The organism is Flavonifractor sp. An91, from assembly GCF_002159225.1.
Classification (GTDB): domain Bacteria; phylum Bacillota; class Clostridia; order Oscillospirales; family Oscillospiraceae; genus Flavonifractor; species Flavonifractor avicola.
In genome coordinates, this window is record NZ_NFHA01000014.1 from 18,189 (window position 1) to 42,757 (window position 24,569).

Genomic DNA, 24,569 nt, shown 5'->3' on the forward strand with positions numbered 1-24,569 from the left:
CCGCCTTTTTATCATTCAGGAGGTGTACCAATGAGACACTGGCTCAAGCGGGCCGGCAGCGGGCTGCTGGCCCTGCTGCTGGCGGTCCAGCTGCTCCCCGGCTCCGTGCTGGCTGTGTCCTCCTTTGAGGGCACGGCCTCCGGCACCGAGCTGTTCAAGGGCGAGGCTGGCGAGCCCCGGCTCTTTGTGTCGGAGACGGCCTATCCCCTGGCCCCCGGCGTCACGGAATACGTGACCTATACTAACGAACGCTCCGGCCTGAACCAGAACATCGACTTCTTCTGCGAGATCGACCTGGACCAGGCGGAGATCATGGCGGGCTACGCCAACCTGGAGGGCATCCTTACCGACCAGGAGATTACCTGGCGGATGCAGACGGTCTCCGACCAGGCAAAGAGCGCCCAGAGCTACTTTGCCCGCTCGGAGGACTACGCCGACGCCACCATCGTGGCGGCGCTGAACGCCGACTACTATAACATGGCCACCGGCCAGCCCAGCGGCATTCTGATGATCGACGGCGTGATCTACAACCAGCCCAGCAGCAGCTACTACTTCGCCATCGACCAGAACGGGGACGCCCTGATCTCCAACGACACGAGCGAGGCGTTCCTGGCCACCCTGCGGCACGCGGTGGCCGGCGGCACCCTGCTGGTGAAGGACGGAGCGGTCAACGTCCAGCCCGGCGGGCGCAACGTGACCTACACCGCCATCGGTATCAAGGCCGACGGCACTGTGGTGTCCATGGTGTGCTACGGCCAGCGCTATCCCGTCTCCTGCGGCTACACCCAGTACGAGGTGGCCCAGATGATGAAGGCCCGGGGCTGTGTCACCGCCCTGATGCTGGACGGTAGCGGCTCCTCTACCTTCGTCTCCCGCCGGGAGGGCGACAGCCAGATCACCACCCGCAACAACCCCTCCGACGGCCAGGAGCGGCAGGTGAGCTCCTCGATCTTCATCCTCTCCCGGGTGAAGGCCGACGGGGTGTTTGACCACGCCGCCCTCTCCCCCGCCAACGAGGTGTACACCCCCGGCTCCACCGTGCAGTTCACTGCCGTGGGCGCGGACAAGTCCGGCGGCCCGGCCCCCCTGCCTGACGGCACCTACTGGTCGGTGGCCTCCGGCTACGGCACCATCGACAGCGGCACCGGCCGCTTCACTTCCAATGGAACGGAAGGCGACGTGACGGTCTATCTGAACAGCGGCGCCGAGGTGGTGGGCCAGACCACCATCACCATCGCCCACCCCGACCAGATCACCTTCGCGGAGGAGACTGCCAGCATCGGCCAGGGGGACACCTCCGACCTGGGCCTGCGGGTGTACTACCAGCAGCGGGAGGTCCACTACAAGGACGGGGACTTCACCTGGACCATCGAGCCGACGCAGTATACCCGGCGGCAGTGGGTGGGTCCAGACGAAAATGATTATGAAACGGTAGTTGAGACTGTTGAGTCCAGTCCGGATCAAATGCAGTATCTAACGTTGGGAACGGTAAATAACAACCGGCTCACCTGCGATCCCGTATATACTGGGGCCAACCTGAAGCAACCCGACCATACTCTGACTGATTCCGAAAAGACCGCCTCCGCGATCACCGCCAGAGTGACGGTGACCAGCAAGGCAGACAACAGCATTTTCGGCACCGTCACAGTGGACGCCTGTAAAGACCCCATTGTGGCCATGGATTTTGAAAGTGAGAACACAACTGTTTTCCACAGCTTTGAAACCTATGCCGGCCAGTTTGATAAAAACGGAACTTACACCGCCTTTGAAACAGCCAAAACACAGGAAGAGATCGCGGCGGAGGGCTACGGCTATACCTGCGTCTCCTATGCCGGGCGCACCACCGATGGCCGGCAGGTGGGCAAGGCTGAAATCGTAAGCAAGGCGGACGGGTATCCCGTGCGATTTGGCGAACACTCCATGCGCGTCGATTATGACTTCAGCACCAACGCCGGAAAAACAGACGGCGCGTGCTTCGGTGCCGTGGAGGACATCGAGCTTGCCAACCTGGGCAATCCCACCCGGATCGGCATCTGGGTATACATCCCCAAGAACACGCCCAACCTTTGGCTGCGGCTCCAGTACCGGGACGGCAGCGGAAATGCCTCCCAGCTGGACTTTACGGAAAACGACATTTACCGGCCCAACAATGTGGCCCGAAACGCGGACGACAACTGGCATTACTTCGAGGCTGACATCAGCAAGCTTCAAACCCCGGTGACCATCCCGGCTGGTCAGACCGTCCGCGTCATGATGGCAAATCCCAAGCAAAGCATTGGCGCGGCCAAGCTCTGGGCTTCCCCCGTGGGCTGGGTCAAGTGCCAGACCGATGAGAACGGCAATATCATCCTGGTGGACAAGGATGACCCGCGTGTGGCCAGCTTTACGGGCGGATACACCACCACCCCGCTCGACATCGGTGCCGTGGTCCCCGACACGGTGACCCTGGGTACCACCGGTGAAACGGTGACCATCGACCAGGTCCCCATTCCCGAATACCTGGCTACCTTTGATTCCAGCGGCAACAACCTGAGCAAAGGAAATTTGAGCGGTACGCTCTATTTCGACAACATCACCTTCATCTACGGCAGCACCCCTGAGGATACCTCCGCCCCGGACATTGAATCCATTACTGTGAAGGCCGGCGGCGGAGACGCCGTAAACCTGACCAGCGGCATGACCCTGGCCTCCGGGGCGCTGGACATCGAGGCTTTCTTCAACGACAGTACCGAGACCGACCGCAACAACACCGGCGTGGCCTCCGCTTCCCTGTACGTGGACAACCGCCTGGTGGAGGGCGACGGCGTCATCGTGGGCGCGGACACCCTGCGGGCGGGCATCCGCCTGGCCAACGGCAGCCACACCATCCGCATCTCGGTGGTGGACAACTACGGTAACGAGGCCACCCGTACCTTTACCGTCACCGTGGCCGACCCGGAGGGGGACGGCGCCCCGGTGGAGGTCACCGCTCAGGAGACCACTGCCGTGCTAGGCGGGCAGATCCACCTGGACTTCACCCCCCGGGATAACTCCGTGGACTCCATGACCGTGACCCTGGACGTGCCCCGCGCCTACGCCGACGGTTATCAAATCACCCCCGCTGCGTCCTGCGAGGTCAGCAGTATGAGCTACAACAGCACCGCGGAGGAGCTCACCTTCACAGTCACCGGTTCGGTGAACTCCGGCTCCATGGCCACCCTGACCCTGAACGTGCCCGCCGGCGCGGCCACCGGTACGACGCTGACCATCCCGGTGAACGGCCAGGCCGGCGGCTCCACCTTCAACGCCACCCCCTCCTGGACCGTGACCGCCCCCTATACCGTCACCTCCGGGCAGATGGTGGCGGGCCTGGCGGACACCTGCTGGTTCCAAATCAGCCACACCGCCAGCGGTGAGCCGGCCAGCGGCGTCACCCTGTACGCGGGCAGCGCCGAATTGGGCACCTCCGGCGCTGACGGCCGAGTGAGCTGCAAGCCTAAGGAAGGCACCACCTCCCTGACGGTCACCGCCCAGGACACCGAGGGCGGCGTCTCCGCCGAGTATGTGGCCCCGGTCTACTGGCCCCAGGGAAATACCGACGGCACCCCCACCCGGGTGTGGCGCAACGCCGCCGACGCCGCCGACACCCTGAACGTGAGCTGGCTGGCCAACCCGCTCTATGCCGGGAGCTCCGCCTGCATCCAGATCGCGGAGAGCGAAGAGGCCCTGGAGACTGCCGAGCCCCAGAGCGCGGACTGCGACCTGGTCACCTTCTCCGGCGGCAACGCCGCCGCCTATGTGTGCGGCGCGGAGGTCACCGGCCTGACCCCCGGCAGGACCTACTACTACCGGGTGGGCGACGGCGAGCACTGGTCCGAGGCCAGCAGCTTCACCACCGTCTATGAAAACACCGGCATCAGCGCCCTGGTGATGGGCGATCTGCAGGAAAACGATAACGCAAACCTCTCCGGCATTCTGGAGCAGGCGGGTGTGGACGGCCTGGACTTAGCGATCCAGACCGGCGATCTGGTGGACAACGGCTCCTCCTACTCCTACTGGAACAACACCATGGGGATGCTGGAGAGCCTGACCATGGATCGGCTCTTTGCCGTGGGCAACCACGAGCAGGAGGGTGGGATCGACCCCCATACCGTCATCTATAACCAGGATAACTCCAGCTACTACTCCATGAAGGTAGGCAACGTATTCGTGGCCACCATCGCCTACAACAGCTTCTCCGATGCGGCACTGGATCAGCTGGTGGCGGACGCCCAGGCCTCCGGCGCCACCTGGAAGCTGCTGGTCACCCACCAGCCCCCCTACTACACCAACGTGACGGCCGGTATGGGCAGCAGCGCCCAGCAGGCCATCGTGGAGGCGGTCCAGGAGGCCGGGATCGATGTGGTCCTCTCCGGCCACGACCACGCCTACGCCCGCACCCAGCCCATGCTGGACGGCCAGGTGGTGAGCCCGGAGACCGGCATCACCTATTTCATCTGCGGCAGCCTGGGGGAGAAAAGCTACGGCGTCACCGACACCCCGGAGTTCCATTTCGCCAAGGCCACCAACGACTATCAGGCCCTCTACCTCACCCTGGACACCACCGACAGCGAGCTGACCATTCAGGTCTACGACTACAACAACGGCAGCCCCGAGCTGATGGACAGCTTCACCAAGACCAAGGGCAGCGGCAGCCACACCCACAGCTACACCTGGAACGGCAGCGACCAGCTGACCTGCTCCTGCGGCTACACGATCCCCGCCGCGTCCTATACCGGCTACGCGGCCTACACCAATGCCTCCGGCAAGAGCGGCCAGGTTTATCTCAACGCGGGCAAGCTCATGACTGGCTGGTTTGCCGTAGGCGAGGATACTCTTCATCATGCGGGAGACGACGGTCTGCTCCATGATGCTGAGTCGATCAACACCGCTCAGTGCTGGGAGAATGGAAACCTGATCTGCTGGTGCCATGACTGCAATAAATACCGCACATTCTCTGAAACTCGGCGTCAGGGCCATCTCTATAATGAGGATCATGTTTGTACCCGCCAGGTATTCAACATGGAAACTTGGGAATATGAAACCTGCGGGCTCCATGGCAAGGACATCTCCACCCTGGACATCGAGCTGGCCTATCAGTACGGCTACTACACAGGCGAACCGCGCCGCCCCGCCGTCACTGTCACCGACCCTGAGACCGGCTATGAGCTGTTCGGCCAGTCCACTTACGGTGATTACATGCCCTATTGGGAAAACAACGTAAATGTGGGTACAGCCACCGTGCGGATCGTAGGCTATTCCGATGGCCCTTATTATGGCGAGGTATCGGTAAATTACCAGGTGGTCCCGCAGGATCTGACCGCGGAGGACTTCACGTACACCGCCACCTCCAACAGCGTGCGTCTGACCTGGGAGAGCGCGCCTGGCGCCCAGCAGTACATCGTCTACCAGAACGTGGGCGGCACCTGGACCCGCAGGGGCATCGTGGACGAGCCGGAGTTCACCTTTACCGGCCTGAGCGCCGGGGAGCACCAGTTCCGCGTCCGCCCCTTCGCCACCGTGGACGGACAGGACTACTACTCCAGCCGCAACTCCGACATCGTCACTGTGACCATCGCGGGCGGCGGCGTCACCTTTCAGGACAGCGGCGAAAACGGCGTTCTCACCCGCACCTACGGCGACGCGGCCTTTGCCAACCCCGCCAGCGCCGAGGGCGCCTCCGCCAGCTTTACTTACACCAGCGCCGACACCAACGTGGCCACTGTGGACGCAGCCGGCACGGTGACCATCGTGGGTGCGGGCAGCACCGTCATCACCGCCACGGCTGGGGAGCTCTCCGGCCAGTATCGGCTCACCGTCCAGCCCAAGGAGGTCACCCTCACCTGGACCGGCACGGAGGAGCGGGTCTATGACGGCCAGCCCTCCAGCGTCACCGCCCAGGCGGGCGGCCTGATGGAGGACGATGCCGTCACCGTCACCGTGACGGGCGGCGGTCAGAAGAACGCCGGCACGCACACGGCGGCGGCCTCCGGCCTGAGCAGCGGCAACTACGCCCTGCCCGAGGACTGCACGGCAGAGTACGTCATCACCCCGGCCACGATCACCGCCCTGGAGTGGAGCAGTGAGGAACTCACCTACACCGGCCAGCCCATCGCGCCCACTGCCACGGCAAAGGAGGGGCTGGTGGAGGGAGACGAGGTGACCTTCTCCGTACCCGAGGCCACCGAGCCGGGCACCTATCAGGTCACCGCCGTGAGCCAGAACCCCAACTATGTGGTGGCGGCCGATGTGACGCCCCATCAGTTCACCATCGTCCTGCCCACCATCACCCTGAGCAAGACCGACGGCAGCGTCACCGCCCACATGGACGGCACCAGCATCATGCTCAGCGGCCTGGTCGGCAGTCCGGAGGAAACTATCACCGTCACCGTGTCTGGCGGCGGTCAGAGCGGCTCTGCCACGGTCTCCTCTGGGGAAACGGGAACCGTGACCCTGAGCGGCGTGACCTACGGCGTGGACGCCGGCGGCCTTGCGGTCAAGCCCACCGATGTGACACTGACGAACGGCAAGACCGACGTGGTGCCCCCCGCCGAAGGGGTGACCGCCGATTTGGAGGACGCGCAGAAAGAAGAAATGAACACGGCAGCCAACTCCGTGGACAACAAGTTCACCAACATTCTGGCCGCCATCGCCTCCGCCGTGGAGGAGATCGTCGAGGACGCTCTGGATAAGGTAGAAGGAGAGGTCTCCAGCGTCAAAATGGAGGTCTCCCAGCGGCTGGAAGTGAAGGAGTACACGCCCGGAGAGTCCTACAAGGTGGACATCACCCCCGTCTATCAGATCGTCCCCGACGCGAAGGACGGGGAAGAGGCAGGCGGGGAGCCCGGTCCTTCTGCCGGGCCCATCGCTTCCGGCACCCTGTCCAACGACCAGATCACCGCGCCGGTGGAGGTCTCCATCCAGGTGCCCAGCGACATTACCCTGACAGAGGGCACCACCTTTGTCCGACACCACCGTTCCGATGGTCGGTGGGAGTACATCAGGCCCACCACCATCAAGGACCATGTCCTCACCTTCTGGACCAGCAGCTTCTCCGAGTTCGAGGTGGTCTCCGACAACCGGACCGGCTCGGTCACCTTCCCTCTGGACGATGGGGCCCAGACCCGGGTATTCACCCCCACCGACTTGGGCACAGAGCTGCCCAAGCTGGCGCAGGAGGGGTATACCTTCAACGGCTGGACCATCGGCGGGGACACGTACACCGAGGTCAACGAGGACTTCTTGGATGCGCTGAAGAGCGGAGAGACCCTTGTTGCGACTGCCAGCTTCACCGAAAATGAAAAACCGGTGGAGCCCGACGACCCGGACGACGACCACGGCGGTGGCGGCGGTGGCAGCGGCGGAGGCGGAGGCGGCGGTGGCGCAGTCTCCACCGATCACTCCGTCACAGCAGCCGGCACTACTCACGGCACGATCTCCCTCAGTGCCGATGCCGCGGCCAAGGGCGAGACCGTGACCATCACCGTCAAGCCCGCCAACGGGTACGAGCTGGATATCCTCACGGTCACGGACGCCAGCGGGAAAGCGGTGGCCACCACCGATCTTGGAAATGGCCGCTATTCCTTCACCATGCCCGGCAGCAAGGTGACTGTGGAGGCCGGCTTCAAGCCCGTCGAGGAGGAGCCCACCCCGGTGGAGCTGCCCTTCACCGACGTGGCGGAGAGCGCCTGGTACTATGACGCGGTGGCCTACGCCTATGCCAATGGGCTCATGGACGGCACCGGCGCCTCCAGCTTCGCCCCCGGCATGACCACCAACCGGGCCATGCTGGCCACTCTGCTCTACCGCCTGGAAAAGGAACCCGCTGTTTCCGGCGCCGTGTCCTTCCAGGACGTGGCTGCCGGCCAGTGGTACACCGACGCGGTGGCCTGGGCGGCGTCTGAGGGCATCGTCAACGGCGTGGGAGATGGCAGCGCCTTTGCTCCCAACGACACCATCACCCGGGAGCAGATGGCCGTCATGCTCTACCGCTACGCCCAGTACAAGGGCTATGACGTGAGCCAGGGCGGCATGGCCGCGCAGGAATACAGCGACTACGGCCAGGTGGCCTCCTGGGCCCAGCAGGCCATGCAGTGGGCCGTAAGTGCCGGCCTTATCACCGGCACCAGCGACACCACCCTCAGCCCCCAGGGCTCCGCCAGCCGCGCCGAGATCGCCACCATCCTCATGCGCTTCTGTGAGAATGTGGTGAAGTAGGGTTTGGAATAATCCGTCCCTGGTATCCGAACTAATCCAGGATTCCGATTCTGCGAATAAAGGAGCTTATCCTGATTCTAAACAGCTGGATACTGGCAAAGTTGAGCCCCGCAGAGACTTTCAGCCCCTGCGGGGCTTTCCTTTGTCGCTTAATTAGTAGATTCTGCCGCAGTTCCACAGCTTTGGGACACAGCGTCCCAAGGTCCGGCGGGAGCCGCCCCGCTGTCACTCCCATCCAATTCTCTGTTCAGAATGTCATCTTTAGACTTAATCTGAATGGAGTGATACAAATGATATCCTTCGATCTGAAAAAGCGTTTCACCCATGGACTGCGTGATGGGATCAAATATATGGCCTGCTTCCATGAGTCCATGGCCAGGAGTTGCGGGATTATGCGGAGCTATTCATGCGGCTCTGGACGCCCTCAGCTCCCTGCCGGAGGCCCAGATTCGCCGAGTGGTCGCCGATTTGATCCCAGCTAAGACTTCCGGCAGATCGCCCGGGAGAATACATAGATAAGAAAGCCATCTGGGAGTCCATTCGCTGCGACTTGGAGAACCTAAGAAAATTTTTCGATTCTGTGCTCTATTAGCCCGCTTTTTTGCGGTATATGAGAGAAGATTTTCTCTCCTCATGAGGGCGCAGAGGCTACAAGCCGCTCCCCCTCATATGCGGGGGAGCACCTACGCCAAGGATACCATCTTATAAAGAACCTAATATTCTTTTCCTACAACAAGGCAATAAAGGAGCATAATATGAGCGCGTCCTGATAGCAGAAAACCGAATAACGCTGAAAAGAAGTCCCGCAGAGGTCCAAGCCTCTGCGGGACTTCTCTTTGTCGTTTTTTGTGTTTTTTTGCCATGTAATAATAGGTTTGGGCCACTTTGTCCCAAAGTGGCCCCCATTTTCCCACGGTGCAGATCACCGCCGTTCCTTTGTTCAGATTGCTTCAACCCACCATCTGAACGGAGGAATTACAAATGACGACCATCAACTTGAAAGAGTTTTTTTATTGGTACAAGACCGATGAATACATAGAGGTGACGGACGAGGTGGCCGAGGAACTGCGAGCTGACAAGCGGTATGAAGTCACCCACCACCGGCGTATGAAAAGGAACAAGGCCAACTACTCTTTGGACGCGGATGATGGCATTGAATACGCCGCCTGTGAGTTTCAGCCTTCCCCGGAGGTTGCCCTGGACCTGATGGAGCAGTACCGGCGGCTGTGCTGTGCGCTCAACCATTTGCCCCCGGTTCAGGGGCAGCGGATCGACGCGCACTACCTGTTGGGCTGGTCGATCCGGGAGATCGCTTTGGCCGAAGATGTGAGCTGCCGGGCGGTGCAAATCTCCATTGACCGTGGCCTGCGTGCGATGCGAAAATTTTTCTAAAAATTATCCGCAGACTGTTTCGTATTTGCGTTCAAAGTGACCTGGGTAAGTAGAGGGAAATCTTTTCTCCCTCTGTGCGGTATTGGGATGGGAACCAGGCCATATGCGCGGGAGCGCTGTGACGACAACTGCTGTCTGATGACAGGCCGAACCTATCGCACGGCGCTCCCAAACCTAAAAAATCAAGGAGGCACAACCATGAGCTATGACACCGAACTGGCTGCCCTGCTCTCCGAGCCGTGGAATGAGAGTGTTTGCCGAGGGTACACGATCCTTGCTTTGGAGCGGTGTGGATATAAAACTGCGGTAATCCAGCGGGTCATGTCTGAACTCCACGAACTGCTCGACTTTACCAGCCCACAGGAGGCTCAGGCATACTACGAGCAAAGTCCGTATTAGTTTTCTCTGTCCTTTGATAAGGCGCAAGGCCACCACCCGAAAAGGGGTGGTGGCCTTGCGCGTTCTCGCATAGGACAAACTATCCAGCGCATATATCTTGCAGAAAGGGGGCGCATGGTCTATGCAAAAACAGGTCGATCTCACGGAACTGGCAAGCGTGGATATTCAAAAGGTCAGCAAGGAAGAACTGGTCGATGCCAGCGGTTTGTGTTTTGATCCCCAGGTCCCCCAGGAATTGCGGGCGGCCTATCTTCTTAACGCCATCGGAAATCCCTATTGTTTCCGCGTGGGCGAGCTCGGTGTCAAGCTGGAGTTTGCGGACAATGCGCCGTCTCTGCAAGATACAATTCTTGACTTCCTCCAGCGGAAAAAGAGCGGTCTTTGACCCTATCGCTCACCTTTGGGACACTTTGTCCCTACGGAGGCATCCTTGATGATACCCCCGGAAAGCGGTATAATATAGGTGTAATGTGATAGGGAAGGAGGCTAGCATGGCACGGAAAAGCCGGGCTGAGATTGAAGCTGTCAAAGCAAAATTCAGAGTTTGGAGGATTGCAATTTACATCCGCCTTTCCAAAGAGGACGCCCGTTGCCTGGACGAGTCCGAGAGTGTCACCAACCAGCGGGCGATCATCGAGGATCATATCGCCGGGTTCAACGATGGCGACGAGTACATCATTGTGGATGAATATGTGGACGACGGCATTTCCGGCACAACGGATGACGAGCGCGACGACTTCCAGCGGATGCTCTCGGATATTAAGCGGGGGCGCGTCAACTGCGTCATCGTGAAAGACCTGGCCCGTTCCTTCCGCAATTACAGCGATCAGGGCTACTATCTCGATGACTGGTTCCCCCGGTACAATGTCCGCTTTATCTCCCTGTTCCATCAACCGCTGGACAGCTACAAAGAGCCCCAGAATATGCGGAGCATCGCCGTACCCATCCAGGGCGTCCTCAACGAAAATCACTGTGCGGAGACTTCCGACAAGGTGCGGGAAGTATTTGATATGAAGCGCCGCAGCGGAGAACACATCGGTTCCTTTGCCGCCTATGGCTACCTCAAAGACCCCAAGGACAAAAACGCCCTTGTAGTGGACGAGGAGGCCGCTGGTGTCGTCCGTGACATCTTCCAGATGTTCCTGGACGGTATGAGCAAAAACGCCATTGTGCGCCATCTGAACGATCACGGCGTCCTTTGTCCCGCCGCTTACAAGCGGGAACGCCTTGGGTTGAAATATCAAAATCCAAGTTTGGACCCCGGCAAGCACCCTTTGTGGTGTGCCGTGACGGTGGGCGGCATCCTGAAAAACCGGATGTACTGTGGTGACATGGTGCAGGGCCGCTACCGCATGAAAAGCTACAAAGTCCATGTGCAGGAGATCGTTCCGCAGGATGAATGGTACATTGTGGAGAATACCCATGAGGCCATCATTGACCGGGAAACCTTTGACAAGGCGCAGCGGCTCCTCATGCGGGACACCCGCACAGGCCCCCAGCAGAAAAAATTATACCCGTTCAGCGGCTTTCTGAAATGCGCCGATTGCGGAAAAGCAATGACCCGCAGTAAAGTGGGCAATGCGGTGTATTATTACTGCCGTACTTATAAGGATCAATCCAAGAGTGCCTGTACCAAGCACACGATCAAACATATCCAGTTGGAGGCTGCCGTCCTCTATGCGATCCAGCAGCAGGTCTATTTGGCCGTAGACTTCTCTAAGACCATTGAGCAGATCAATAAAGCTCCCCTGGTCAAGAGCCAGTCAAAAAAGCTGCATGATGCCATCGAGCAGAAGGAACGGGAGCTTGCCAAGATCGTCCGATATAAGCAGGCAATCTATCAGGACTGGAAAGACGGCGAGCTCACACACTCTGATTACCGGCACATGAAAGAGGACTACGAACAACAGGCCGAGGCATTGAACCAAGTCCTGGAACGGCTCAGAGAAGAACAAAGGGAGCTGGAAAACGGCATTGATACGGAAAATCCCTTCCTGGCGACCTTCCGGCAGTATCAAAATATCGAAAAGTTGACGCGGGATGTTTTGATCGAGCTGGTGGACCATATCAAGGTCTATGAGGGAGGCAGTATCAGCATTGTATTCCGGTTTGCCGACGAGTTGCGCCGGATTAGAGAGTTTATCGAGCTCAATACCCATAGCGAGGCGGTTTGACAAGAAACCGCATTTTTTCAGATAGTTGACTTTCCTTAATAAACCGCTCCGGTGGGCCCGGTGGGTCCAGTAGGGCCGGTAGCACCGGTTGCGCCGGAACCGGCAGGCCCGGTAGGCCCGGTAGCACCAGTGGGACCGGTAGCCCCGGTAGGTCCGGTGGGACCAGGCACGGGGCAGGGAGGGGGACAGGGCGGCGGGCAGCAGCCTGGCGGACAGCAGCAGGCCCCACCTTCCTGTTTCCGTTTCCACTCCCGATCAGAGGGAAGATAGTGGTTCATATTGTACTCCTTTATCCGCTTGGCTTGTGGCTGTGCCACATGACAGCCTATGCGTTTGCCTGACGGGAGGTGCGCCGCTGGAACGCCCAGCAAAAAAGTAGGAAAAGGGGTTGACAAGACTAACTGTAACTGGTATAGTTACAGTATAGAAATAAAACAAATAAAGTTACAGTTAGGAGCATATGATACAGCCAGGCGATTGCCTGCTATTCGGAACAGAAAGGACGATGGATATGACTCCCATTACCATTACCAAAGCCAATTTTGAAGAAGTAGTGCTTCATTCCGACAAGCCGGTGCTGGTGGACTTCTGGGCCCCCTGGTGCGGCTACTGCCGCCGGATCAGCCCGGTGCTGGACCAGATTGCCCAGCAGTTTGATGGTCAGCTGGTGGTAGGCAAGATCAACATTGACGAGGAGCCGGAGCTGGAGGAGCAGTTTGAGGTGGAGGTCATTCCCACCCTGTTCCTCTTCAAGAACGGGGAGACGGGGGAGCCCATCGTGAACCCTGGTTCCAAGGCTCAGATCATCGACTGGATGGGACTGTAAAAGGAGGCGGACGGCATGGCGCAGTATGAAATCCTCATCGTAGGGGGCGGCCCCGCCGGTTATACGGCGGCCCTGTATGCCGCCCGCAGCGGCCGCAAGACGGCGGTGGTGGAGAAGCTGTCTGCCGGCGGGCAGATGGCCACCACCTCAGTGATCGACAACTACCCCGGCTTCCCCGATGGGGTGGACGGCTTCGAGCTGGGGGAGAAGATGGAGCAGCAGGCCCGGAAGTATGGGGCGGAAACCGTATATGCCGAGGTCACCGGGGCCGACTTAACCGCTGTTCCCAAGGTGCTCCACACCAGCGAGGGGGACCTGACCGCCGACGCGGTGATCCTGGCCACCGGAGCCTACCCCCGGGAGCTGGGCCTCCCCGGCGAGAGCGAGATGAGGGGGAGAGGGATTGCCTACTGCGCCGCCTGCGACGGCATGATGTACCGGGGCAAGGTGGTGGCGGTAAACGGCGGCGGCAACACCGCTGTGGAGGACGCCCTCTACTTGTCCAAGCTGTGCAAGAAGGTTTATCTCATCCACCGGCGGGACAGCCTCCGGGCCTCGGCGGTATACCATAAGGCCCTGGAGGAGGCCGGGGTGGAGATCCTCTGGAACTCCCGTGTGACAGAGCTGCACAAGGAGAAACGCCTGACAGGGATCGAGCTGGAGAACGTGATTACCGGCGAGAAAAGCCGGCTGGCCTGCGACGGCCTCTTTGTGGCGGTGGGCCGGGTGCCCGATACCGCCCTCTTTGCCGGACAGGTGGAGACCGATCAGGCGGGTTATCTGGCGGCAGACGAGAGCTGCCGCACCAGCGTGCCCGGTGTGTTTGCCGCCGGAGACGTGCGTACCAAGGCTCTGCGGCAGGTCATCACCGCCGCCGCCGACGGCGCCAACGCCGCCCACTGGGCGGAGGACTATCTGCTGAAACGCGTGTAAAGGAGAATTCCATTTCATGAACGGCCTGTTCTGTGTGGCGGTCCACGCCCTGATCTATCTGGATAAGCGGGGGTGTCTGCTCTCCAGCGAAGAGCTGGCGGCCAACATCTGCACCAACCCGGCCCGGGTCCGGAAGGTGATGGCCAAGCTGAAAAAGGCGGGGCTGGTGACCACCCGCACCGGCACCGACGGCGGCTATCAGCTGGTGGCTGATCCGGAGAAGGTGACCCTGGACACGGTGGCCGACGCTCTGGAGGTGCGGTTCGTGGAACCTGCCTGGCACAGCGGCGGAGGCGTGGACTGCGGCTGTATGGTGGCGTCGGGTATGGCCGGGGTGATGGACCACCTGTTTGATGATCTGGACCGGCGCTGTAAGGCGCGGCTGGCCCAGCTCCGCCTCTCCGACCTGGAGGGGCAGCTGGAATCCATACAAAAAGGAGAACCCCTATGAATTTGCAGCTTGAGACCGGCGTACCGGTACTCACCGTCTTTATCCAGGGCCTGCTCAGCTTCTTTTCGCCCTGTGTGCTCCCGCTGGTGCCTCTGTATGTGGGTTATTTGGCGGGAGGGGCCCGGACGGTGGATGAGAAGGGCAATATCCGCTATCCCAGAGGCAAGGTGCTGGTCAACACCCTGTTCTTTGTGGTGGGTGTCAGCTTCGCCTTCTTTGTGCTGGGGCTGGGCTTTACCGCCGCAGGCCGCTTCTTCAGCGGCAATCAGACCCTCTTTGCCCGCATTAGCGGCATCATTATGATCCTCTTTGGTGTCTATCAGTTCGGCTTCTTCGGCAAAGCGGCCGCTCTGGAGACCGAGCACCGGCTGCCCTTCCGACTGGACAAGTGGGCCATGAACCCCCTGGTGGCCCTGGTGCTGGGCTTCACCTTCAGCTTTGCCTGGACTCCCTGCGTGGGCCCCACTCTGGGCAGCGTGCTGCTGATGGCCTCTTCCGCCGCAAGCGCCGGCAAGGGCTTTTTGCTCATCGCCGTTTACACCGCCGGCTTTGTGATCCCCTTCCTGGCGGTGGGTATTTTCACCGGCACGGTGCTCAACTTCTTCAAGACCCATCAGAAGGTGGTCAAGTATACCGGCAAGGTGGGGGCGGCCCTGCTGGTCCTTATGGGCATCATGACCTTCACCGGCTTTATGAACGGCATCACCGGCTATCTGTCCGGCATTGGGGGAGGGACCGGCGTAACCGAGACGCCTACCCAGAGCGAAAGCGTCTCTCCCACGCCGGAGGCCACCCAGACCCCGGAGCCTGCGGAGAGCGCCTCTCCCGAGCCTTCTGCTGAGCCCACGCCCAAGCCTGAGATTGCTGCCCCCGACTTTACCCTCACCGATCAGTACGGCAACACCCACACTCTGTCCGACTATCAGGGCAAGACGGTGTTCCTCAACTTCTGGGCCACCTGGTGCGGCCCCTGCAAGAGTGAGATGCCAGACATCCAGAAGCTGTATGAGAGTTATGGAGAAAACAGCGAGGATCTGGTGGTGCTGGCGGTGGCCAATCCCGGCGGACAGGACGTGTCTCAGGAGGAGATTGAGCAGTTCCTGGAGGACAACGGTTACACCTTCCCGGTGCTTATGGATACCACCGGTATGACTCTGGCCTATTACGGCATTTCCGCCTTTCCCACCGCCTTTATGATTGACGTCAACGGCAACGTGTACGGCTATGTGCCGGGAGCCATGACGGCGTCCATCATGGAGTCGGTGGTGCAGCAGACCATGGACAGCGTGAAGTAAACAGGGAAGAGCGGCGCTATGCGCCGCTCTTTCTGGTTTTGAGGCGTTGTCATTTCCTCCGCTTTCTGGTATGATAGTAACACTTGCAAAATAAAGGGGTTTTATTGTGTTTGAAGTGATCAAAACCGAGGGAAAGGCCCGCCGGGGCGTCTTTACCTGCGCCCACGGCACGGTACAGACGCCGGTTTTTATGAATGTAGGCACCCAGGGCGCCATCAAGGGGGCTCTGTCTGCCTTTGACCTGAAGGACATCGGCTGCCAGGTGGAGCTGTCCAACACCTATCACCTCCACCTGCGTCCCGGCGACCAGGTGGTGCGCCAGATGGGTGGCCTCCACAAATTCATGCGGTGGGACGGGCCCATCCTCACCGACTCCGGCGGATTCCAGGTATTCTCTCTGTCCGGCCTGCGGAAGATCAAGGAGGAGGGGGTCACCTTTGCCTCCCACATCGACGGCCGCCGCATTTTCATGGGCCCTGAGGAGTCCATGCAGATCCAGTCCAACCTGGGCAGCGACATTGCCATGGCCTTTGACGAGTGCGTAGAGAATCCGGCCACCTACGAGTACGCCAAGGCCTCCTGTGAGCGCACCCTGCGCTGGCTCCAGCGGTGCAAGGTAGAACATGACCGGCTCAATGCGCTGCCCGACACGGTGAATCCCCATCAGATGCTCTTCGGCATCAACCAGGGCGCCACCTTCCCCGATCTGCGGGTGTGGCACATGAAAGAGACCGCCAAGATCGACTGCGAGGGTTATGCCATCGGTGGCCTGGCGGTGGGGGAGCCCACCCAGGTGATGTACGACATCATCGACGCGGTGGAGCCCCATATGCCGGCGGACAAGCCCCGATATCTCATGGGCGTGGGCACCCCCTCCAACATCATTGAGGGTGTGGCCCGGGGCGTGGACTTCTTCGACTGCGTCATGCCCGCCCGCAACGCCCGCCACGCCAAACTGTTCACCTGGTCGGGAGCCATGAACATCCGCAACGAGAAGTACAAGACCGATGAGCGGCCCATCGATTCCGACTGCGACTGTCCGGTGTGCCGGAATTTCTCCCGGGCCTATCTGCGCCACCTCTTCGTGGCGGACGAGATGCTGGCCATGCGCCTGGCCGTTATGCATAACCTGTATTTCTATAATAAACTGGCTCAGCGCATCCGGGATGCTCTGGATGCCGGTCAATTCACGGCCTTCCGGGCGGAATATTCCGAGAAGTTGGCCGGACGAATCTAAAACAAATTGTGAATCATGGCGAAAAACACTTGTCAAAACTTGCAAATCGTTTTATAATATTCCACTGATGACGCATGGCGTCAAAGTTGAAATCGGAGGGGATTGTATTGACAGCACAGATCACCAACGCGATGTTGTCCAGCACCGGCACTGATGCTGGTGGGGCAGGTAGTATGTTGAGCATGGTTATCCCGCTGGTACTGCTCATCGCGGTGTTTTATTTCCTGCTGATCCGTCCTGAGAACAAGAAGAAGAAGGCCGCTGCCAAGATGCGTTCCGAGCTGTCCGTGGGTGACCAGATCACCACCATCGGCGGCATCGTAGGTACCATCTGCGCGGTGAAGGAGAACACCATCGTGATCGAGACCAGCTCTGATCGCGTGCGCATGGAGTTCACCAAGTGGGCTGTGTCCACCCGCGGCACTCAGACTACTGAGGAAGGCCCCGGCGAGACCAAGGACACCAAGGACAAGAAGTAATAAGAAACGCCCTCCCGGCATAGGTTTCATCAGGAACCTGTGGTAAGGGAGGGTGTTTTTATGGGTAAAAAGGAGGAGGACCAGGGCGCCAAGCTGCTGCGCTGCGCTTTGGGTATCCTGCTGGGCGGGCTACTGGCCCTGGGCGTGTGTATGCTGTTCCTGCTGGGAGCGTCGGTGGCCATCTCCGGCGGTCTGCTGGACATGGACCTGACGTATCAGATCACCATCGTGGGGTGTGTGCTGGGCGGTTTCTGCGGCGCCCTGCTGGCGGTGAGCCGCTGCGGCGGGGGATTGGCCGCCGGACTGCTCACCGGAGGGGTGCTCTTTCTGCTGGTGCTCACCCTGGGAGCCCTGTGCTTCCGGGATGTATCCCTGGAATCTGGGGGCATCGGCCTGCTGTGCGGGTCCCTGTGCGGCGGGGCCGCTGCCGGTCTGCTGGGGAGCGGCAATCGAGGGAGCAAGCGGAAAAAACGCAGAAAGCGTTGAAATTGGAAAGACCCTATGGTATAATGACCTAAAGTCTCTATTTGGGAGGGAAATCAGAATGAAGCATATCAAGACGCTCAACGGCGCTACTCTGAAGAAGAGCGCCGCCCACGGCGGCTGCGGCGAGTGCCAGACCTCCTGCCAGTCCGCCTGTAAGACCTCTTGCACCGTGGCCAACCAGAAGTGCGAGAACCGGTAACAAACAACAGGGCAAGGGTGGGCGTGTAGGCCCACCCTTTTCCATGCCCTGAGGAAGGAACAAAAATTTATGGTACATACCTTTCAGTGTCTCGGCGTACGCATCGCCGTTGACGTGAACAGCGGCGCCGTCCATGTGCTGGACGAGCTGACCCACGACCTGCTCACCGCTCTGGCGGAGCGGGAGGAGAACGGGGAGAGCCTGGATGGGGCCCTGCCCGAGGTTCTGGCCGCTGCCCTGCCTCAGTATGATCCCGCCGCCCTGGCCGAGGCCTGGGAGGAGCTGCGGGAGCTGAAAAAGGAGGGCCTGCTCTTCGAGGCCGACGACTACATCGATCGGGACAAGGCCGCCTCCATGCAGCAGCAGGCCCTGGTGAAGGCCCTGTGCCTCCACGTCTCCCACGACTGCAACCTGCGGTGCAAGTACTGCTTCGCCTCCACCGGCGACTTCGGAACCGGCAAGCGCATGACCATGGACATCGAAACCGCCAAAAAGGCCATCGATTTCGTCATTGCCAAGTCGGGCAACCGCCGCAACATTGAGGTGGACTTCTTCGGCGGCGAGCCTCTCATGGCCATGGACACCGTGAAGGCCACCGTGGAATATGCCCGCTCCATCGAGCAGGAGCATGGCAAGTGCTTCCGCTTTACCATTACCACCAACGGCGTACTGCTGAACGACGAGAACATCGAGTACATCAACCGTGAGATGTCCAACGCGGTGCTGTCCCTGGACGGCCGCAAGGAGGTCAACGACGATCTGCGGCCCACCATCAACGGCAAGGGCTCCTATGATGTCATCGTGCCCAAGTTCAAGAAGCTCATCGCCGGGCGGGGCACCAAGGACTACTATCTGCGGGGCACCTTCACCCGCTTCCACAAGGACTTCGCCGAGGACGTGAAGGAGCTGGCCGCCATCGGCAAGAACGTGTCCGTGGAGCCGGTGGTAGGGAAGGAGACCGACCCCTACGCCATTCAGGAGTCCGATCTGCCTGAGCTGAAGGCGGAGTATGAGAAGCTGGCTGAGTATCTGAAGGACCACCGGGAGACCAACTTCTTCCACTTCAACGTGGACCTTCAGCAGGGCCCCTGCGTCATCAAGCGGCTGCGGGGCTGCGGCGCCGGCTGCGAGTATGTGGCCATCACCCCCGACGGCGACATCTACCCCTGTCATCAGTTCGTGGGCAACGAGGAGTACAAGCTGGGCAGCGTGAAGGACGGCACTTTCGACAACAGCCTGTCCAGCCGGTTTGCCGGTCTTAACGTCTACACCCGGGAGGAGTGCGCCCACTGCTGGGCCCGGTTCTATTGCTCCGGCGGCTGCTCCGCCTCCAACCTGCTTGTCGGCGGCGACATAAAGCATCCCCACAAGGTGGGCTGTGAACTGGAGCGCAAGCGTCTGGAGTGCGCCATCGCCCTCAAGGCCATCGATGCCGGTATGGCCGATTAAGGGGTATACAAAACGTAATTATACTATCTGTAATCGGTGTAATCAGCGCAGAAAGCCCTGCTGTTCGAGGCGGAAACCCTTGAGCAGCAGGGCTTTTCTCTGTTTTACCGGGATGAGTGCCAATTGAGAGCAACCCCTGGCCGATAGACCGTTCCGCACAAGGGAGGGGCTGACAAAAACGAGGCGACAAGGGTTTTTACTTGTCGTAAAAAAGCTCATTTTCCTAGAAAAATCAGGGGGAGAGGGGACCGCTGTCGGGCTCTGCTGTGCTGACTGACACACTGGTAGACATAATATACTTTACATAAGTATTCGGCATAATCGACAAAAATGACTTTTTTTCTTGCCGCACCTTGCACGATGCTCCGTGTTAAGCTATGATTATACCAAGAAATAAACAGGCAGGTCTGATTTACCAGCCTGGCGCATAGGCTTCTGTTGGGAGGTGAAGCCTTTGCGCAGGACCATTGTGGCCGCCTGGAATGTGCCCAGGGACGGGATCGTCCCGGCACTGATCATCCTGTCGGCCTGTTTTTTGGCCGGTGGGCTGACAGGCTGTCTGTTGGCCGCCCAGGTGGGCGGCGCTGGTGAAGCCAGCCTGAATCAGTATCTGGAGGCCTTTCTGCTGGCCGCACAGGAGGGCGCTGTAGATGTTCCCGCGCTGTGGGCTCAGATTTGGGACACGCTGCGCTGGCCCCTCTTTGCCCTGCTGCTGGGATTCACTGCGCTGGGTGTGCTGGGCCTGCCGGTGCTCTTCGCCCTGCGGGGATTTTTGCTGGCCTTTTCCATCGCCTCCTTTGTGCGGGCCTTCGGCGGCGCCGGCTGGCTGCTGGCCAGCCTGGTGTTTGGCGTCGGCGGGGTGCTGTCTCTGCCTGCTCTCTTCGTGCTGGGGGTACAGAGTATCCTGTCCGCCCGCGCCCTGGCCGCCCGGGTCCGGGGAGAGGGAAAGGGCAGGGTTCTGTGGGGCCGGGACTGTCTGGTCCGATGTGCGCTGTGTCTCGGCGCTGTTTGTGTGTGTATTCTGCTGGAGCGGACTGTGGTGCCCGCTCTGCTTTCCGGCGCGGCAGGCGCTCTTTTGAACCGATAGAGAGAAACAGGAAGGTGTTGGATGGATGGAATATCTCAGTGGATACGAACGATTTCTGACCGAAGAAAAAAAGGCGTCCCCCAATACGCTGAGTTCCTATCTGCGTGATGTGCGCCAATACCTGGACTGGCTGGGGGAGGAGGGGATCTCTCCCACCCAGGCCCTCCACGCCGATGTGGAGGCCTATACCCGCAGCATGACCGCCCGGGGCAAGTCTGCCGCCACCGTGACCCGGAGCCAGGCCTCCCTCAAGTCCTTCTATTCCTGGATGATGGAGATCGGCCAGATCGGCGAAAACCCCGCCCGGGGTCTGTCCCAGACCAAGGTAGAGCGCAAGCTGCCCCACATCCTTACCTCCCGGGAAGTAGAGCTCTTTCTGGAGCAGCCGGACCCATCCGACGCCAAGGGCTGCCGGGACAAGGCCATGCTGGAGCTGCTCTACGCCACCGGCATCCGGGTCAGCGAGCTCATCGGCCTGAATCTGGACAACATCAACCTGTCTGCCGGGTTCATCCGGTGCGCCAGCCGGGGGAAGGAGCGGATCATCCCCCTGTACCAGGCGGCGGTGCGGGCCCTGCAGAACTATCTGGACCGGGTCCGGCCCCAGATGGTGGAGCACCCCGACGAGAAGGCCCTCTTCGTCAACATGAGCGGGGAGCGGATGAGCCGCCAGGGGTTCTGGAAGATCATCAAGCACTATCAGGAGAAGGCGGGCATTCAGAAGGACATCACCCCCCATACCCTCCGCCACTCCTTTGCCGCCCATCTGCTGGAAAACGGCGCCGACCTCCACTCCATTCAGGAGATGCTGGGCCACGCCGATATCTCCTCCACCCAGATCTACACCCAGGTGGTGAGCCAGAAGCTGAAGGACGTGTACAACAAAGCCCATCCAAGAGCGTAAACAGCCAGGGCCTGTTGCAAAATGTGCAGCTCGTACAAAGACCCGTCATTCCGAGAAAAACGGCCGCCCACCGGGCGGCCGTTTTTCGTGGGAATCCGTCCCTTTTGCCGGGGAAACGGATTGCCACGCCAGTGTGCGCACTGGCTCGCAATGACAGGTTTGTGCAAAACAGCTATTTTGCAGCAGGCCCTTTTGCGCCCCGGGGCGGGCCTAATTCCTCCTTGCGCCCGTTTCAAGGCCGTGATACAATATTCTCTGTATGGAAAACAGGGAGGAAACCGACGCTATGCTGATTTTAGGCATCGACCCCGGCTTCGCCATCGTGGGCTTCGGCCTGGTGGAGGCGGCGGGGGGGAGGGACCGGCTGGTCCAGTGCGGGGCTATTACCACCCCGGCGGGTGAGGCCCTGCCCGCCCGGCTCCTCCAGATCTCCAATGATATGGACCTGCTGCTGGAGCAATTCAAGCCGGAGGCCATGGCTATCGAGGAGCTTTTCTTCAACAACAACATCACCACCGGCATCGGCGTGGCCCAGGCCCGGGGGGTGCTGCTGCTGGCGGCGGAACGGCACCAGGTGCCCATTTACGAATATACCCCCAGCCAGGTAAAGCAGGCGGTGGCGGGCTACGGCAAGGCGGAAAAACGGCAGGTTATGGACATGACAAAGCGGCTTTTGAACCTGAAAGCTGTCCCCAAGCCGGACGACGCCGCCGATGCGGTGGCTATCGCTCTGTGCCACGCCCGCTCGTACACCTCCCGGCTCCAGAGCCCCGACGCCAACCGGCCGGGCAGCGGCCGGTATGAGACACGCCGTTAGGAGTTTACGATTATGTTTTACTATGTGAAAGGAACCGTAGCCCATACCGCCCCCTATCTGGCGGTCATTGACTGCGGCGGGGTGGGCTATGCCTGCCGCACCACCAACAATACCCTGGCCCGGCTGAAAAAAGGGGAGAGCGCCAAGCTATTTACCCACCTGAACGTCCGGGAGGACGCCATGGAGCTGTACGGCTTCGCTACGGAAAACGAGCTCAATTGCTTTCAGCTGTTGATCTCGGTATCCGGCGTGGGACCCAAGGCGGCCCTGTCCATCCTGTCTTCCGCTACCCCCGAGTCCCTGGCCATGAGCATCATCACCGGGGATGAGAAGGCCCTCACCGTGGCCCAGGGCATCGGCAAGAAGATCGCCCAGCGCATCATCCTGGAGCTGAAGGATAAGCTGGCCAAGGGCCAGATCAGCCCCGGCGGTGAGAGCTACGGCGGCACCGGGGTCACGGTGATCCCGGAGAACAAGTCCTCCGAGGCGGCTGCCGCTCTGGCGGTGCTGGGCTACTCCCAGACCGAGATCGGCATGGCTCTCAAGGGCATCGACGTGGATGCCCTCAGCCTGGAGGACATCATCAAGCAGGCCCTCAAGAAAATGATGAAGGGGTAATCCCCCGGAAGGAGGAACCACCATGGCCAAACTGGAACGAAACCTCACCGGCAGCTTTGACGGACTGCTGGACTATCTGCACGACGGGATTTTGAACGGCAGCTCCTCCGCCAGCTGGGAGGACAGCAGCGACTACCACAACGGCTCCTTCCGGGTGGCCGTCCGGGTGTATGAGCGGTACAGCTTCATGGGAGGCAACCGGGTGAGCCTCAACCTGACTCTGGTGGGCAACGGCCCCCATCTGTTCCTGTCCGCCATTACCTCCGGCGGCAGTCAGGCCATGCTGTTCAAGATCAACACCCTGGGGGAGGGCGCCTTCCTGGACAAAGTGGAGGAGCTGCTGGACGGGTGGCGCGGATAAGGAAGTGAGACTTTGAGCATTGCATTTTCTGAAGACGGCTTTGAGACCGAGGAGCCTCTGGTGACCACATCCCTCACCCGGGATGACGAGAACGAGGGCTCCCTGCGGCCCAAAACCTTAAACGAATACATCGGTCAGGCCAAGGCCAAGGGCAACCTGGAGGTCTTTATCCAGGCTGCCAAAATGCGGAACGAGCCGTTGGACCATGTGCTGCTCCACGGCCCGCCCGGCCTGGGTAAGACCACCCTCTCCAACATCATTGCCAACGAGATGGGGGTCAACATCCGCATCACCTCCGGCCCGGCCATCGAAAAGCCCGGCGATCTGGCGGCCCTGCTCACCAATCTGGCGGAAAACGACATCCTGTTCGTGGATGAGATCCACCGGCTCAACCGGTCGGTGGAGGAGATCCTGTATCCCGCCATGGAGGACTTCGCCATCGATATCATCATCGGCAAGGGGCCGTCGGCCAACTCCATCCGGCTGGATCTGCCCAAGTTCACCCTCATCGGAGCCACCACCCGGGCGGGCCAGCTGTCCGCCCCGCTGCGGGACCGGTTTGGTGTGACCCTGCGGCTGGAGCTGTACACCCCGGAGGAGCTGGCCCTCATTGTCACCCGGTCTGCGGGCATCCTGGATGTGCCCATCGAGCCTGACGGCGCTATGGAGATCGCCAAGCGCAGCCGGGGTACCCCCCGGATCGCCAACCGGATGCTGCGCCGGGTGCGTGACTTTGCCCAGGTGAAGGCCGGGGGCGTTATCACCAGGGAGGTGGCCGATGTGGCGCTGTCCGCTCTGGAGGTGGACCACCTGGGGCTGGACGCCATCGACAGGCGGATGCTCCGCTCCATTATTGAGCACTACGGCGGCGGCCCAGTGGGTCTGGAGACCCTGGCGGCCACCATCAACGAGGAAGCTGTCACCCTGGAGGACGTATACGAGCCTTATCTGATGCAGATGGGCTTCCTCACCCGCACGCCCAGAGGCCGGTGCGTCACCCGGCGGGCCTATGAGCACCTGGGCCTGGCCGTCCCCGGCGGGGTGGGGATGGAGCAGCTGAGCTTTTAAAGTTTTTGATATAATTTGATATAAAAAGTGATGATAAAATTTTTAAACAACCCGTCACCGCCCGACGCGCAGGTGCGGGCTGATGAGGGCATCGGTCCCTACATCGCGAGGCGCGATCACTGCTGCGGGCGGCTGCAAAGGCCGCCCCTACAGAGCAGA

At 60.5% G+C, this 24,569-nt stretch carries 21 protein-coding genes; 20 read left to right on the forward strand and 1 reads right to left on the reverse strand.

From position 1 onward, the window contains the following. The first annotated feature begins 30 nt into the window (after positions 1-30). From B5G42_RS09495 to B5G42_RS09520, 5 genes are all read left to right on the forward strand, one after another. Positions 31-8,235, forward strand: a complete 8,205-nt coding sequence (locus B5G42_RS09495) for an S-layer homology domain-containing protein (RefSeq protein WP_087269519.1) — start codon at positions 31-33, stop codon at positions 8,233-8,235. 981 nt (positions 8,236-9,216) lie between these two features. Further along, entirely contained in the window at positions 9,217-9,627 is a 411-nt protein-coding gene (locus B5G42_RS09505) for a sigma factor-like helix-turn-helix DNA-binding protein (protein WP_087269523.1), read from the forward strand. A gap of 198 nt (positions 9,628-9,825) precedes the next feature. Next, a complete protein-coding gene (locus B5G42_RS09510) occupies positions 9,826-10,026 on the forward strand; it encodes a hypothetical protein (RefSeq protein ID WP_087188735.1) in 201 nt (66 codons plus the stop codon). Between the two features lie 121 nt (positions 10,027-10,147). Continuing rightward, a complete protein-coding gene (locus tag B5G42_RS09515; protein WP_087188736.1) occupies positions 10,148-10,411 on the forward strand; it encodes a DUF6870 family protein in 264 nt (87 codons plus the stop codon). Positions 10,412-10,517: 106 nt separating this feature from the next. Beyond that, positions 10,518-12,200, forward strand: coding sequence for a recombinase family protein (locus B5G42_RS09520; RefSeq protein WP_087269526.1), 1,683 nt, complete (start codon positions 10,518-10,520; stop codon positions 12,198-12,200). Between the two features lie 35 nt (positions 12,201-12,235). On the opposite strand, the gene B5G42_RS18480 is transcribed toward B5G42_RS09520, so the two are convergent. Continuing rightward, entirely contained in the window at positions 12,236-12,478 is a 243-nt protein-coding gene (locus B5G42_RS18480) for a hypothetical protein (protein ID WP_087269528.1), read from the reverse strand. A 233-nt stretch (positions 12,479-12,711) separates the two neighbouring features. On the opposite strand from B5G42_RS18480, the gene trxA reads away from it, so the two are divergent. The 15 genes from trxA to ruvB all read left to right on the forward strand — a co-directional run bounded on the left by trxA (position 12,712) and on the right by ruvB (position 24,410). Further along, the gene (gene trxA, locus B5G42_RS09530; protein ID WP_087188739.1) at positions 12,712-13,026 is read left to right on the forward strand and encodes a thioredoxin; all 315 of its coding nucleotides are present in this window, start codon (positions 12,712-12,714) and stop codon (positions 13,024-13,026) included. Between the two features lie 15 nt (positions 13,027-13,041). Beyond that, positions 13,042-13,959 carry a thioredoxin-disulfide reductase gene (gene trxB, locus B5G42_RS09535; RefSeq protein ID WP_087269530.1) on the forward strand — a complete coding sequence of 306 codons (918 nt, stop codon included), beginning with the start codon at positions 13,042-13,044 and terminating at the stop codon, positions 13,957-13,959. A 16-nt stretch (positions 13,960-13,975) separates the two neighbouring features. Beyond that, positions 13,976-14,410, forward strand: a complete 435-nt coding sequence (locus B5G42_RS09540; RefSeq protein WP_087269533.1) for an RrF2 family transcriptional regulator — start codon at positions 13,976-13,978, stop codon at positions 14,408-14,410. Beyond that, complete coding sequence (locus B5G42_RS09545; RefSeq protein WP_087269536.1) at positions 14,407-15,705, forward strand: cytochrome c biogenesis protein CcdA; 1,299 nt, start codon at positions 14,407-14,409, stop codon at positions 15,703-15,705. The genes B5G42_RS09540 and B5G42_RS09545 overlap by 4 nt, the downstream gene beginning before the upstream one ends. A 106-nt stretch (positions 15,706-15,811) precedes the next feature. Beyond that, a complete protein-coding gene (tgt, locus tag B5G42_RS09550; RefSeq protein WP_087269539.1) occupies positions 15,812-16,942 on the forward strand; it encodes a tRNA guanosine(34) transglycosylase Tgt in 1,131 nt (376 codons plus the stop codon). Positions 16,943-17,049: 107 nt separating this feature from the next. Next, a complete protein-coding gene (gene yajC / locus B5G42_RS09555) occupies positions 17,050-17,421 on the forward strand; it encodes a preprotein translocase subunit YajC (protein WP_242961190.1) in 372 nt (123 codons plus the stop codon). A 60-nt stretch (positions 17,422-17,481) separates the two neighbouring features. Beyond that, positions 17,482-17,907 carry a TIGR04086 family membrane protein gene (locus B5G42_RS09560; protein WP_242955424.1) on the forward strand — a complete coding sequence of 142 codons (426 nt, stop codon included), beginning with the start codon at positions 17,482-17,484 and terminating at the stop codon, positions 17,905-17,907. A 58-nt stretch (positions 17,908-17,965) separates the two neighbouring features. Continuing rightward, entirely contained in the window at positions 17,966-18,106 is a 141-nt protein-coding gene (scfA, locus tag B5G42_RS09565; RefSeq protein ID WP_087188745.1) for a six-cysteine ranthipeptide SCIFF, read from the forward strand. Positions 18,107-18,175: 69 nt separating this feature from the next. Further along, entirely contained in the window at positions 18,176-19,555 is a 1,380-nt protein-coding gene (gene scfB / locus B5G42_RS09570) for a thioether cross-link-forming SCIFF peptide maturase (RefSeq protein ID WP_087269542.1), read from the forward strand. A 445-nt stretch (positions 19,556-20,000) separates the two neighbouring features. Next, positions 20,001-20,642 carry a stage II sporulation protein M gene (locus B5G42_RS09575; protein ID WP_242955425.1) on the forward strand — a complete coding sequence of 214 codons (642 nt, stop codon included), beginning with the start codon at positions 20,001-20,003 and terminating at the stop codon, positions 20,640-20,642. 25 nt (positions 20,643-20,667) lie between these two features. After that, positions 20,668-21,546 (forward strand): site-specific tyrosine recombinase XerD, encoded by an 879-nt coding sequence (xerD, locus tag B5G42_RS09580; RefSeq protein ID WP_087269548.1) that lies wholly within the window; start codon positions 20,668-20,670, stop codon positions 21,544-21,546. Between the two features lie 286 nt (positions 21,547-21,832). Continuing rightward, a complete protein-coding gene (gene ruvC / locus B5G42_RS09585; RefSeq protein ID WP_087269551.1) occupies positions 21,833-22,363 on the forward strand; it encodes a crossover junction endodeoxyribonuclease RuvC in 531 nt (176 codons plus the stop codon). 12 nt (positions 22,364-22,375) lie between these two features. Then, on the forward strand, positions 22,376-22,981 hold the full coding sequence (gene ruvA / locus B5G42_RS09590; RefSeq protein ID WP_087269554.1) for a Holliday junction branch migration protein RuvA: 606 nt from the start codon (positions 22,376-22,378) through the stop codon (positions 22,979-22,981). A gap of 22 nt (positions 22,982-23,003) precedes the next feature. Further along, positions 23,004-23,342: a DUF6054 family protein gene (locus B5G42_RS09595; protein WP_087188751.1), complete on the forward strand. Its 339-nt coding sequence runs from the start codon at positions 23,004-23,006 to the stop codon at positions 23,340-23,342. Between the two features lie 12 nt (positions 23,343-23,354). Beyond that, positions 23,355-24,410 carry a Holliday junction branch migration DNA helicase RuvB gene (gene ruvB, locus B5G42_RS09600; RefSeq protein ID WP_087269557.1) on the forward strand — a complete coding sequence of 352 codons (1,056 nt, stop codon included), beginning with the start codon at positions 23,355-23,357 and terminating at the stop codon, positions 24,408-24,410. The last annotated feature ends 159 nt before the right edge of the window (positions 24,411-24,569 follow it).